This is a genomic window from Pseudomonas sp. AC532, assembly GCF_979258965.1.
The window spans coordinates 5,001-17,386 of sequence record NZ_OZ409888.1; the positions used below are offsets into that span (position 1 = coordinate 5,001).

The 12,386-nt window shown below is 61.2% G+C and carries 12 protein-coding genes and 2 rRNA genes (1 of these 14 only partly in view); 6 read left to right on the plus strand and 8 right to left on the minus strand.

All coding sequences use genetic code 11. The features are described from left to right. From ACZ0AV_RS00025 to ACZ0AV_RS00035, 3 genes are all read left to right on the plus strand, one after another. Positions 1-488: ribosomal RNA gene (locus ACZ0AV_RS00025) — 23S ribosomal RNA — on the plus strand; it begins 2,403 nt to the left of the window's first position. Positions 489-629: 141 nt separating this feature from the next. Further along, positions 630-745, plus strand: a 5S ribosomal RNA gene (gene rrf / locus ACZ0AV_RS00030). A gap of 469 nt (positions 746-1,214) precedes the next feature. Further along, complete coding sequence (locus tag ACZ0AV_RS00035; protein ID WP_499149135.1) at positions 1,215-2,546, plus strand: IS4 family transposase; 1,332 nt, start codon at positions 1,215-1,217, stop codon at positions 2,544-2,546. Positions 2,547-2,589: 43 nt separating this feature from the next. Here the strand turns inward: ACZ0AV_RS00035 and queD are convergent, their stop codons facing one another. From queD to pnuC, 5 genes are all read right to left on the minus strand, one after another. Next, positions 2,590-2,946 carry a 6-carboxytetrahydropterin synthase QueD gene (gene queD / locus ACZ0AV_RS00040; protein ID WP_499149136.1) on the minus strand — a complete coding sequence of 119 codons (357 nt, stop codon included), beginning with the start codon at positions 2,944-2,946 and terminating at the stop codon, positions 2,590-2,592. A 66-nt stretch (positions 2,947-3,012) separates the two neighbouring features. After that, positions 3,013-4,155 (minus strand): catalase family protein, encoded by a 1,143-nt coding sequence (locus ACZ0AV_RS00045; protein WP_499149137.1) that lies wholly within the window; start codon positions 4,153-4,155, stop codon positions 3,013-3,015. After that, the gene (locus tag ACZ0AV_RS00050) at positions 4,148-6,058 is read right to left on the minus strand and encodes a di-heme-cytochrome C peroxidase (RefSeq protein WP_499149138.1); all 1,911 of its coding nucleotides are present in this window, start codon (positions 6,056-6,058) and stop codon (positions 4,148-4,150) included. The genes ACZ0AV_RS00045 and ACZ0AV_RS00050 overlap by 8 nt, the downstream gene beginning before the upstream one ends. A gap of 105 nt (positions 6,059-6,163) precedes the next feature. After that, positions 6,164-6,688 carry an AAA family ATPase gene (locus ACZ0AV_RS00055; protein ID WP_499149139.1) on the minus strand — a complete coding sequence of 175 codons (525 nt, stop codon included), beginning with the start codon at positions 6,686-6,688 and terminating at the stop codon, positions 6,164-6,166. Beyond that, positions 6,685-7,251 carry a nicotinamide riboside transporter PnuC gene (gene pnuC / locus ACZ0AV_RS00060; protein ID WP_499149140.1) on the minus strand — a complete coding sequence of 189 codons (567 nt, stop codon included), beginning with the start codon at positions 7,249-7,251 and terminating at the stop codon, positions 6,685-6,687. Before pnuC ends, ACZ0AV_RS00055 begins: the two co-directional genes overlap by 4 nt. Before the next feature lie 243 nt (positions 7,252-7,494). Here pnuC and ACZ0AV_RS00065 point away from each other — a divergent pair, with 243 nt between their 5' ends. Both ACZ0AV_RS00065 and ACZ0AV_RS00070 read left to right on the plus strand, forming a co-directional pair. Continuing rightward, positions 7,495-8,325 (plus strand): undecaprenyl-diphosphate phosphatase, encoded by an 831-nt coding sequence (locus ACZ0AV_RS00065; RefSeq protein ID WP_499149141.1) that lies wholly within the window; start codon positions 7,495-7,497, stop codon positions 8,323-8,325. Between the two features lie 24 nt (positions 8,326-8,349). Next, positions 8,350-9,072, plus strand: a complete 723-nt coding sequence (locus ACZ0AV_RS00070) for a DUF1294 domain-containing protein (RefSeq protein ID WP_499149142.1) — start codon at positions 8,350-8,352, stop codon at positions 9,070-9,072. On the opposite strand, the gene ACZ0AV_RS00075 is transcribed toward ACZ0AV_RS00070, so the two are convergent. Genes ACZ0AV_RS00075 through ACZ0AV_RS00085 form a run of 3 tightly spaced genes read right to left on the minus strand, consistent with a single transcriptional unit; the run spans position 9,067 to position 11,595 of the window. Beyond that, positions 9,067-9,420 (minus strand): MmcQ/YjbR family DNA-binding protein, encoded by a 354-nt coding sequence (locus tag ACZ0AV_RS00075; RefSeq protein ID WP_499149143.1) that lies wholly within the window; start codon positions 9,418-9,420, stop codon positions 9,067-9,069. The two genes, ACZ0AV_RS00070 and ACZ0AV_RS00075, sit on opposite strands and share 6 nt — an antisense overlap. Continuing rightward, entirely contained in the window at positions 9,417-10,616 is a 1,200-nt protein-coding gene (locus tag ACZ0AV_RS00080; RefSeq protein WP_499149144.1) for an MFS transporter, read from the minus strand. The genes ACZ0AV_RS00075 and ACZ0AV_RS00080 overlap by 4 nt, the downstream gene beginning before the upstream one ends. A 34-nt stretch (positions 10,617-10,650) precedes the next feature. Then, positions 10,651-11,595 carry a LysR substrate-binding domain-containing protein gene (locus ACZ0AV_RS00085; RefSeq protein WP_499149145.1) on the minus strand — a complete coding sequence of 315 codons (945 nt, stop codon included), beginning with the start codon at positions 11,593-11,595 and terminating at the stop codon, positions 10,651-10,653. A gap of 141 nt (positions 11,596-11,736) precedes the next feature. Between ACZ0AV_RS00085 and ACZ0AV_RS00090 the strand changes: the two genes are divergently transcribed. Beyond that, positions 11,737-12,345, plus strand: coding sequence for an FMN-dependent NADH-azoreductase (locus tag ACZ0AV_RS00090; protein WP_499149146.1), 609 nt, complete (start codon positions 11,737-11,739; stop codon positions 12,343-12,345). Positions 12,346-12,386 lie beyond the last annotated feature (41 nt).

The following is a 12,386-nucleotide window of genomic DNA, read 5'->3' on the forward strand; positions in this document are numbered from 1 at the left end:
CATCGCTCAACGGATAAAAGGTACTCCGGGGATAACAGGCTGATACCGCCCAAGAGTTCATATCGACGGCGGTGTTTGGCACCTCGATGTCGGCTCATCACATCCTGGGGCTGAAGCCGGTCCCAAGGGTATGGCTGTTCGCCATTTAAAGTGGTACGCGAGCTGGGTTTAGAACGTCGTGAGACAGTTCGGTCCCTATCTGCCGTGGACGTTTGAGATTTGAGAGGGGCTGCTCCTAGTACGAGAGGACCGGAGTGGACGAACCTCTGGTGTTCCGGTTGTCACGCCAGTGGCATTGCCGGGTAGCTATGTTCGGGAAAGATAACCGCTGAAAGCATCTAAGCGGGAAACTTGCCTCAAGATGAGATCTCACTGGAACCTTGAGTTCCCTAAAGGGCCGTCGAAGACTACGACGTTGATAGGCTGGGTGTGTAAGCGTTGTGAGGCGTTGAGCTAACCAGTACTAATTGCCCGTGAGGCTTGACCATATAACACCCAAACAATTTGGCTGTTAGACGGTAGAAGTCGACAGTAATGCCGAAAATTTGTAAAACGAACACGCAACACCAACTGATATCACATACCCAATTCGGGGAAGCGACCTAAAAACCGACTCCCCAACCGGATTGCTTGACGACCATAGAGCGTTGGAACCACCTGATCCCATCCCGAACTCAGTAGTGAAACGATGCATCGCCGATGGTAGTGTGGGGTCTCCCCATGTGAGAGTAGGTCATCGTCAAGCTTCTACCAGAAACCCCAGATCTCGACAGAGGTCTGGGGTTTCGTCTTTGTGGCGGCAAAAAAGTAGGCCAGCCGCCAGGGAAAAGAAAGGCGGGGCCGTGGGCGCAGGCAGTAGCCTCGTAATGCGCTGTTCAGTGCGGTGCGTTGGCTTCGATGGTCTCCCGGGTGTCGCTTCGCTCGACCCAGGCTACGCAGTACGTGCAGGTGAGGGCAGTGGCGATCTTGTGGTGGAAGGGTGGAGCGTCTTCTCCCATACGGCTAGGCTTGAGCGGTAAGTCCGTGTTTGAGTTAGTCGACCCTGGCAGGGCGGCCTGCAGACCTGCAGTGCGCAGGGCAATCGTTCTATCGCTGGCTGGTTTTTCAGGCAATAAAAAGCCCGCTGCAGGCGTAATGCTGTTCACTTAAGCATTTGAGCCTAAGCCGGGACTTCTAGAAAATCCGATACCAGCTCCCTGGTATCGGATTTTTTTATGCCTATTCAGCAGCAATTGCTCGACCTCGGCGACCTCTTCAATTTCTCAGACCTCAGCACCTTCACCCAGAATATCCCTGTTGAATGGGTTGCCAGTGCGTTGGACCTATCTGCACAAGCCACTATCCGGCGGCGGCGTCTGCCAAGCGACCAAGTGCTTTGGTTGGTGCTGGGCATGGCCTTGTTTCGCGACGAGCCTGTGCACGAAGTGGCCAGACGCCTGAATATCTGCGCCCAAGGCTTGGCCTCCGATCAGCTACTGGCACGTAGCGGCGTAACTGAAGCACGGAAGCGACTGGGAGCCGATCCAGTCGAGTCTTTGTTTCGCCAGACAGGTAAACAATGGGGCTGCGAGCGATACGAGGGGGATGACTGGGGCGGTTTGCAGGTGTTCGCGGTGGATGGTGCGTTGCTGAGAACACCCGATTCACCTGAGTTGCGAGAGCATTTCGGCTCGGGCAACACGGGTACCGAGCGCCAGACACCGTTTCCCATGTTACGCCTGGTTGCGCTGATGAATGTGCGTTCCCACGTGATCCTCGATGCCCAACTCAGCCCGTACCGTGGTAGTGAGATGCGCTTGGCCGAGACCCTCCTTGAGCAGATTCCGGACAACTCGATAACGCTGTTCGATAAAGGCTTTTGGGGCGCGGATCTGTTGTTGAGCGTCGCTGAGGGTGGCGACAATCGTCACTGGTTAACGCCGGCTCGCAAGAAGCTGGTCATGGAGGAAGTCGAGCGTTATGGCGAGCACGATCGTCGTATTCGGATGAAGGTTTCGCCCCAGGCGCGCAAGCGAAACCCGAACTTGCCTACACACTGGGAGGCGCGGGAAGTCAGCTATGAAAGCATGGGGCAGATCAGGTCGCTGCTCACATCGCTACCTGCCGAGAACTACAGCGCAGAAGCTGTAGCCCAGCTGTACCTGGAGCGCTGGGAGATTGAATTGGGGTTTCGAGATATCAAAAGCTCGATGCAGCAGAACGCCGTGACACTGCGCAGCAAGAAGGTCGAGCTGATTTATCAGGAGGTCTGGGGTCTGTTGCTGGCTTACAACGTCATACGACGAGAGGCCAGCCAAGCCGCAGTAGCCTTCGGCCGAACGCCTTCGGACATACGGTTCAAGCCGGCCTGCCAGTACATCGCTGTGCAATTGATCGTCATGGCGGCCGCCAATCCGGTATCGGCAACAGGTAGGCGGTTGGTAGAGTTGCGCGGAGGTATCGGGGGACTGTTTCTGGATCACCGTCCGAGGCCACCAAGACCGCGGACGGTGAAGATTTCCAAAACCCGTTATCCGGTGGATCGTAAGGCTGCTCCGCTTAAGTGAACAGCATTACGCTGCAGGCGGGCTCTTGGACGATGCGAAGCAATCAGTCGCCACGGTACTCGCAGCCGCTGCTGCAGGTCTCGTGAATGCGGATGCGCGACAGCTCCGGCAGCAGCGGTTTGAGTTGTTGCCATACCCATTTGGCAAGTACTTCACTGGTCGGGTTTTCCAGGCCAGGAATTTCATTGAGGTAGTTGTGATCGAGTTGTTCGTAGATCGGCTTGAAGATGGCCTTGATCTCTGAAAAGTCGCGGATCCAGCCGGTATGCGGATTCACGTCTCCCTCGATATAGACTGCGATTCGAAATGAATGGCCATGCAAGCGCCCGCACTTGTGGCCTTCAGGTACGTGGGGAAGCCGGTGGGCGGCTTCGAAGATGAATTCTTTGAACAGTTCCAAGGCCAGTCTCTTTGTGTAGGGTGCCGACAGGCTGCAATTCTAGCAGCCTGTTCCCATCCAGGGCGCTCACTTCGTCATTGCTGCGTTGCGATCGTGGCGATACACGCTGACCGCTTCGTATACCGCCTTGCGTAACCGGTTGATGCCACCGATCGGTCGATGTTCGGGCAGCGCATGCCATGGATTGAAGGATAGGTTGTCGCAAAACAGGTTTTGCGCCGAACTATCGAAATCCTGGGCAGGGAGGCGAATGTCGGCGACGGTTTCGAACGGTGAAATGCGCTCGTCCCACTCTACGCTCGGATCTTCGATCGGCATGTAGTAATCGGGGTTCTGGCGTTGCACCTGCAGGGCGAAACAGGCCGGCATGCGATCCAGCGACAACTGCTGATACAGCGCGCTGCGCAAGAAGTTGGGCAGGTCGGTGTTGGGTTTGGGAATCGCGTAGGCAGGACAGTTTTCCGGAGTAGGGATGACCCGGTACTTGATGTTGTGCGGACCCAGCTTGAACGGCGCAATGGAGTTGTAGGTGGTTTCCACTGGGCTGTCGGGTGCTGGCGAGAGGGTTTTCAGGGCGATGATCAGGTGGCGCAGTTCCCAGCTGCGCGGGTCCCAGCTAGGGAAGAAGGCCAAGGCTTTCTTGCCGTCTGCCTGGGCGGCAAAGTTGCTCTGGTACTCGGCGACATCACGCACGAAAAATGTGGGGTGATTGAACATCACGAAGTCCTGCTCGCCAGTATGGCGGGGGTTGGCCAGCAATGTGTTGCCGGGCACCTCGAGCAGCTTGATGGCCATGCCCCTGGCGTCTCGCGCACGGTCGAACTGCGGGTAGGCGTTTCCGTTGGATAGGCGCATCCACGCCTGCCAGGTTTTACCCCGCTCGTGGAGCACGCCATGGCGCAATGATTCGTCGAGATCCGCTTTTACGGTGACCTCTGCTCTCACGCAGCCGTGAGCCTTGGCATGGGCGTCGCGCAACACACGGGTGTTGTCGCGGTGTTGCTCCACCACGCGGATCGCGTCCTCGATGATGCCTGCGGTAAGGGCTGCCTCATTGGCGGGAATCTGTTCTTCGCTGGATACCGGGCCGGAAAACTTCCAGCTGTAGTAAGCCGTGCCAAGGCCCCAGCCGGCCAGGCCGAGGACCAGCAGCACGAGTAGCGTCTTGCCCAGGAACCGGCCAAGCCAAAGCCAGAATCGTTTAAACATCGTCGGACTCCCGGTGATTCGTTGCCATACTGCCCTGGCAGGATGGGCCTGGGTTCCAGGGCTTGTCGGCAACCTCGCGCAGTTGTTTCTCAAGGCGGGGATTACCCAGGACCTTGAGGTATTCGACCAGCGCCCAGCGCTCCGCCGGCTGCAGGCCGCGGCCGATCACGCCGTTGTTGCGGCAGCCATCGCGAAATTCATGGCCACGGTTGCTGTTGCCACGGATAGCGGTATCGAGAAGAAAGCCGCCGTCGAATTTGTCACTGACAAAGCCGACGTGCTTGGGATCGAACTCGAAATTGCCGACCCAGAAGCGGCTGGGGCGCTCCGAAATGGGGGACAGCAGGTGAAACAGCGTGGGCACCGAGCCGTTGTGCAGGAAGGGCGGGGTAGCCCAGATGGCGTCCAGCGGACGCGCCTTGTAGCCACGAATTTCCTGAACGCCGATAGGCAGGCCATAGCCGTCCATGCGTCGGCGTTGCTCTGCCGTGATGCTGTTGTCGCGATAGGCCCGCTCCTCTACGTAGGCTGTGACGTACGCCAGTGCCTCGGCGGTGGAGATGGCACTGAAGTCGATCTTGTCGAGGCTGTTGCTGTAGAGCTTGACGTCGAGTCTAGCCAGTTCGGCTTTCGTCCAGCCGAGCTTGCGGATATCGAAACGATGGTCGGCAATGTTGTCGGCAGTGGTGGGGTCGGTGCCGACGATGGACGTCGGGATGACGCGCATGTGCCATTCGGGATCACGCTCCGGGGCCATGCGCTGGTCCGCCGGGGTCACCTGTGGTGCGTGGCAATGGGCGCAGTTCTCCCTGAACAGGGCGCGGCCCTGGCTGGCCAAGGTGATATCCACCTTGCCGAAGACCTGCTCTGGCCATGCCGGTGGCCGCAGGCGCTTGAGCGTCTCCTCCAGTGCATACAGATCGTGGATGCGCACGCTGGAGGCGTAACGTTGGTCTTGCGCAACGGCCTGGCCGCTATCGTCAAGCAGGTGCAACGTGGCGCCGACCCCGAGGGCCTCGCCAACGTTGCGTGCCATCGGCTGCATGGCCGAGCCATTCCACTGCACCCAGTCGAATTTCCAGATGTCCCAGAGGTGCGGGTAGCTGACCGGGGCGTCGGCCACGCGGTAATTGGCGGCATCGATGCTGTCCCCAAAGGTGGTATTGGCGATGCGGCCAAAAGCATCGGTACGGCCAAAGCCTTCTTCGGTCGGGTAGAGCCCCCGGTGCCAGTCGCCGTAGGCGGTGCTCAACAGCCGATCGAGAACGGTTTTGAATTCGCCGCGCAGCGCGTCGTAATCGCGCTCATAGCGTTCGCCTAGCACCTCGTGGGCGAAGCGGCGAAACTTCAGCGGATTGTAGTAGGTGAGCGCCATGCTCATGCCCAGCGACTGACCGAAGCTGCCCCCCTTCAAGGTTGGCACGGTAGACGCCAGCGAGTGCAGCGCTGCGCCGCCGTCGATACGCACGGCCTGGCCCTGGTAGCGCAGCTCGCCCGTGTGGCAGGCGGCGCAGGTGATATCCAGGTACTGAACACCGCTTTCATCGTCCTGATGGCGAGCGAAACCTACCGGCAAGTTGCCGGGATTGAGCGGCGTGGCCTTTTGGCCTGGCTGCACGAGAAAGCCGAAGCGTGCCAGGTACTCGGGCGCGGCGAATTTGCGGGTACCGAAAGGCTGTTCGAGGGCCGAGAACCAGGCGTATTGCAGACCCTTCACCCGCGTGCCCTGCGGCGTGTAGTAGTAGAACTGACGGTCCTGGTCGCTCCATTGCCCCAGGTAGTGCAGCTTGTCAGCCGGCTTGTAGGCGGGGAGATTGGGGTAGGCGATGAAGTAGACGACGATCAGTACAGCTAGGAGCAGGAGCAGAAGAATGATCTTCACGCTGCGGCGAATAAAGCGCATCGGGTACGTCCTTGTTGCAGTCTGCCAATGCTCCCTTTATGCCCATGCTGCCAGCTAATGGCAAGATGCCAGGCCGCTCTGTCGAGCATTTTGTGGGCTTTATCCTCAAGCGGCCAACCAGTGCCGGACCACACGGACTGCCTCGGCGTGACGTTCATGCCAGCTGCCGGCTATCTCGACGACGGCCTGCCGGTGTTCTGTCAGCCATTGTGCGCAGGCCTGATGAAACGCCAGGCGTTGCGCCAGCTCCGGTTGGCAGCGCTGGCCATCGCCGATCCAGTCGACGCCGCGTGGGTCGAGCAGCAGGTGCAGGTGGTACTCGCGCTCGAGCAACGCGGCCTCCATCCAGCCAGGGCAGTCCGCGAACAATGCACGGCTCCAGAGCATGTTGCTGAGCAGGTGGGTATCGAGGATCAGCAGGTGAGGGCGCTTGGCCCGCGCGGCGTCCTCCCACTGGAGCTGGCCCCTGGCAATGGCCGATATGTCGGCGTAGACCGTGTCGCGCTGATGGTGATCGATGAAGTGGCGCACATACTCACCAACGACGATGCCGCCGAACTGGTGCTGCAACTCATTGGCCAGCCAGCTCTTGCCGCTGGATTCCGGGCCGGTCAGGACCAGTACCTTCATGACGGTCGGCCCGCCAGCTCACGTCGCCAGGTCAGCCAGCCGTGGCACGCCAGCAGGGTGAAGAGGCCGTAGAGTGCTGCCGTCGAATACAGAGCCTGTTGGATGAACAGCGCCACGAACAGCAGGTCGATAACGATCCACAGCAACCAGCACTGCAGGCGCTTGTTGGCCATCCAAAGCTGCGCCACCAGGCTGAAGGCGCATAGCGTAGCGTCCTGCCAGGGAGCGCTGGCGTCGGTGTAGGTGGCCATCAGCGTGCCCAGCAACAGCGAGCCCAGCAGACCCGCTGCCATCCCAAGGCTGGTTTGCAGCAGGCCCAGACGTGACACCTGGAGCCGCTCATCGGGATGCTCGCCGCGCGTCCACTGCCACCACCCATAAAGCTGCAACGCCGCATACACGAATTGCAGCAGCGTGTTGGAATACAGCTTGGCCTGGAAAAACACCCAGGCGTAAAGCACCACCATGACCAGGCCGATGGGCCAGCACCAGGGGTTCTGGCGTACGGTCAGCCACACGGCGATCAATCCAAGCAGCGAGGCGCAGGCTTCAAGTGGCGACATGGATTCCCTGAGTGAGTCTAGGTGCGGGGGCGCATTCTATCCCTTGTCATGACCGTCGTCTTGCCGTGCCGGTCGGCCAACCCGGCTGGCGAATGCACGGTGAGGCGATAGCGGTTTGAAATTGAATGCATCTGCTTTATAACTGCCGCTTTTTTCGGCCCTGCTGGAACCTCCACCAGCCGCTCTAGTCCGAGAATCATCCCCTTTCCAGCCAGCCCGCCTGGCACATCCGTAGGAGTTTTGATGGACAGTTGGCTCGCTTTTCAGGCGCTGATTCTGGGTATCGTTGAAGGCCTCACCGAATTTCTGCCCATTTCCAGTACCGGCCACCTGATCGTGGTCGGTGATCTGCTTGCGTTCAATGGCGAGCGTGCCACGGCGTTCAAGATCATCATCCAGCTGGGCGCCATCCTCGCGGTCATGTGGGAGTTCCGGCAGCGCATTCTGTCGGTGGTGACAGGCATCGGCAGCGATCCGGTGGCGCGGCGGTTCACCGTCAACGTGTTGGTGGCCTTCATTCCGGCCGTGATCCTCGGGCTGCTGTTCGCCGATCTCATCGAGCACTGGCTGTTCAATCCCATCACCGTCAGCGCCGCGCTGGTCATCGGCGGGGTGATCATGCTCTGGGCCGAGAAGCGTCAGCACCGCATCGTGGCGGAGTCGGTCGATGACATGGACTGGAAGCTGGCCCTCAAGGTCGGCTTCGCCCAGTGCCTGGCCCTGATCCCCGGTACCTCACGCTCGGGCTCGACGATCATCGGTGGCCTGCTGTTCGGTCTGTCGCGCAAGGCCGCTACCGAGTTCTCGTTCTTCCTGGCCATGCCAACCATGGTCGCCGCCACCGTCTACTCGCTCTACAAATACCGTGACATTCTGCAGTGGAGCGACCTGCCGATGTTCGCCATCGGCTTCGTCACCACGTTCGTCGTCGCCATGCTGACGGTGCGCGCGCTGCTGGTGTTCATTGCCAATCACAGCTACGCGGTGTTCGCCTGGTACCGAATCGCCTTTGGCCTGGTGATCCTGGCAACCTGGCAGTTCGGCATCATCGACTGGAGCACGGCCGAAGGCTGATCGTCTCGAAGGGCAGGGAAGCGCATGCAAACGAGGGAGCAGGCCGGCCGGATCAAGAGCTGGAATGATGACAAGGGTTTCGGCTTCATCTTGCCTGCTGCAGGAGGGGCCGAGGTGTTTGCGCACATCTCGGCAGTACGCGGCGATCGGCGGCCCGTCGTGGGCGACCAGGTGCTGTTCATCGCCAGTCGGGACGAGCGAGGGCGCTGGCGTGCCGAGCATTTTCGGCTGGCCGGCGAGCTGAGCCTCGACCAGCCGCAGATTCGCGTCAAACCGCGAGCCGCAGTCCCTGCTCGCAAAGGGCGAGCTGCGGCCCCGCGCCATGGCCGTAGTGCACGTCAGCCCGCAGCTACGCTGCGTAATCCGCTGGCCAAGCTGGCGCTGTTTGCGTTGTTGTGCAGCCTGCCGCTGTCTGGTTCGCTGCGTTGGCTTGCCGACCAGCAGGTGCTCTGGCCGCTGCTGATCTATTGCCTGGCAAGCCTGCTGTGCTTCGCTCTTTACTGGCACGACAAGAGCAGCGCCCGGAATGGCGCCCGGCGCATCCCGGAAAACACCCTGCACCTGATCGAACTGGCCGGAGGCTGGCCCGGCGCGCTGGTTGCGCAGCAGGCGTTGCGCCACAAGACCCGCAAGGGCTCCTATCAGCTGTTGTTCTGGTGCATCGTTGCGCTGCACCAATTGTTCTGGGCTGACCAACTGCTGCTCGCCGGCACGTACACCGGCGGCCTGTTGCGCGGCCTGTTATAGGTCGAGCAGCAGCCCGACCTGGCGCGTCTTCGATAGCCGCCTTACCACCAGTTGATGCGAGCGGGCCAGCAGTTCGCGCAGCTCGCCGTCGCTCAGGGGCGGCTGGCTGCCGTTCATGCTTATCCAGTGGGCTCGCGCCAGGTAGGGGGCGGGCCGAATGCCCGGGCGGTCCGTGTAGCCGAGAAACAGGGCGTCATCCACCTTGAAGGCGAGGTTGTCGCCCAGAAAGTCGATGATCGCGAACATCTTGTTGTGCGCCACCGAGAACACCTGGTTGCTGCCCCACTTGTAGTCGACGCGAGCGCCCGGCAGTTGCAGGCAAAAGGCGATGAGCTCGTCCCGGCTCATGGCTGGGCTGCTCGCGGCCGCTCGGCACGGCGCAGCAGAAGCAGCGTCAGGCCCAGGCCAAGCAGCGAGAGCAGGCCGGAGGCCAGGAACACCGCGCCATAATCATAGGCGCTGGCAATCAGGCCCATCAGCGGCCCGGCAATGCCAAGCGCCAGGTCGAAGAACAGCGCATACGCGCCCAGCGCCGAGCTGCGACTGGCGGCAGGAATGTTACCGATCGCCTCGACCCCCAGTGCCGGGTAGACCAGCGACAGGCCGAAACCGGTCAACGCGGCGCCGCACAACGCCAGCGCCGGAACCGGCGCGAGCCATAGCAGCAACAGCCCGAGGCTTTCGATGGCCAGGCAGATGGTCGCGACGCGGTAGCCGCCGCGGCGCTCGATGGCCCCGGCGAACAACAGGCGCGCGGCAATGAACGCCACGCCGAACGCGCTCAGGCAATACGCTGCATGCTCCCAGCCAAGGCTGGCGTAATACAGAGTGACGAAGGTCGCCAGGGTGCCGAAACCGATGGAACCCAGGGCGAGCGCCACGCCATTGGGGGCAATGGCCAGGAAAACGTTGTGGAACGGCAGGCGTTTGCCCTGTATGACCGGGATCGCGGGTTTGTCACGCGCCACCCAGAGCGCACCGAGGCTGAACAGGGTGATCGCGACGCCGATGCTCCACAGACCGAGCGAGGCAGCCATCAGTACGCCGAGGGGGGCGCCAATGGCGATGGCGCCATAAGACGCAATGCCGTTCCAGGAGATTACTCGGGCGGTATTTTCGGCGCCCACCCGACCGATTCCCCAGGTGATCGATCCTGTGCCGATCAGCGCCTGGGAAACCCCCAGCGCGACGCGGCCAGCGAGCAGCAAACCCAGGCCCGCTTCGCTGGAAAAGCCGTACAGGCTGGTCGCCGCCAGCGTCAGCACGCCACTGCCCGCTGCGCCGGCCAGGCCATACACCACCGCGCGCTTGGGGCCGATGCGATCGATCAGGGCGCCGGTGATCGGCCGCGAAACCAGAGTGACCAGATACTGCAGGCTGATCACCAGGCCGGCCATCACCGAGCCGTATCCCAGGTCGTTTAGCACGAATCCGGGCAGCACTGCGAGCGGCAGGCCTACGCACAGGAAGCCGATGAACGTGAAGATAACCACTGCAAGGATTCGGGCGGTCTGGCCGGGAACAGGGGGCTTGCTAGCGGTCATCGGGCTTCCTGGTTGATAGTGAGTGAAAGGTGAATCAAGGCGTCGGTGCGGATTGAAGCGCGCCCGCATCCGTCGTGGGTAGCAGCCAGCCTTCGGCGCCTGCCTGAACCAGATGCTCAAGCCAGGCCCGCACCGCCGGCAACATGCCACGCCGATGAGGATAGACGGCCTGCAAATGGCCGCCTGGCAGATTCCAGTCGGGCAGCAGGCGAACCAGCCGTCCGGCCTGCAGGTCCGCCACGCACTTGGCGTACGGCAGCATGGTAAATCCCAGCCCCTGCAGCGCCGCTTCACGGCGTATGTCGAAGTCTTCGATGCTCAGACGTGCCTCGAAAGTCACCTCACGGCGCAATCCGGCCTGGTTCTTCAGCAGGTGATGAATGCGTCTGTCGATGCCCACCGCACCGAGTGCCGGGAGTTGTTGCAGATCCTCCGGGGTGACGATGGCGAGCCCATTCAGCAACGCAGGTGCAGCCACCAGGTATGCCGTCGCCGGTGCCAACTGGCGCGCGATCAACGACGGATCCTCGTCACTTTGATCACGGACCCTGAGGGCGACGTCGATACCTTCCTGAAGCAGATCCACCCGGCGGTTGGTCAGGATCATGTCCAGTTGAACCAGGGGATATTTCAACAGGAAGGCGCTGATGACGTGATGCAGGCCCGCACGGGCCAGCTCACTCGGGCAGGACACGCGAATCTTGCCACGCGGCTCGCTGCTCAGCGACGCCACCGCCTCCTGGGCCTGCTCGGCCTCGAGGAGCATTGCCTGGCAATGGCGCAGGAAGCGCTCCCCGGTCTCGGTCAGTGCGAGTTTGCGCGTGGTGCGCTGCAGCAATCGCACCCCCAGGCGTGCTTCCAGTTCGGCTACGCGCCGCGACAGGCGAGATTTGGGGATGCCCAACTGCTGCCCGGCAGCGCTGAACCCGCCATGCTCGATCACTTTGGCGAAATACATCAGGTCGTTGAGATCCTGCACCACACGCTCCTGCTAACGGCAATATTTGTCCCATCAGTAGAACGCATAATCGCATTTTTGCCGACTAATCGCAGATTGTATTCATGGGTAGGATTAACCCATCGAACATTGATGACCTCATTTTGCTTCAGGAGCCCACCTATGAAACTTCTTCACCTCGATTCCAGCATTCTCGGCAACGCCTCCGCTTCTCGCCAACTGAGCGCCGCCGTCGTCGACGCCCGGAGCAATAGCCACGCCGGTGTGCAAGTCACTTATCGCGATCTGGCCAGCGATGCCCTGAGCCACTTTTCTGCCGCCAGCCTGGTTGCCGGCGGTACACCGGCCGAACTGCGTGACGCCGCACAGGCCCATGAGGTGGAGCTTGCCCAGGCAACGCTGGAAGAATTTCTCGCCGCTGATGCCATCGTGATCGGTGCGCCGATGTACAACTTCTCCATCCCCAGCCAGCTCAAGGCCTGGATAGACCGCATCTCGGTGGCCGGCAAGACCTTCGCCTACGATGAAAACGGGCCCAAGGGCCTGGCAGGTGGCAAGAGAGTGATCATCGCATCGAGCGCTGGCGGTGTGCACGCGGGTCAAGCCAGTGGACAGGCCCATGAGCAATATCTGATTTTCGTGCTGCGCTTCCTGGGCATCACCGATATCCAGGTGGTGCGTGCCGAAGGTCTGGCTTATGGCGAAGAGCCGAAAGCCAACGCACTGCGCGTTGCTCACGAACAGATCCACGCGCTGTTCGCCGCCGCCTGATTCGGCTTCTGCCTGCGGCGCTATGGGTTTCCCTGGCGTCG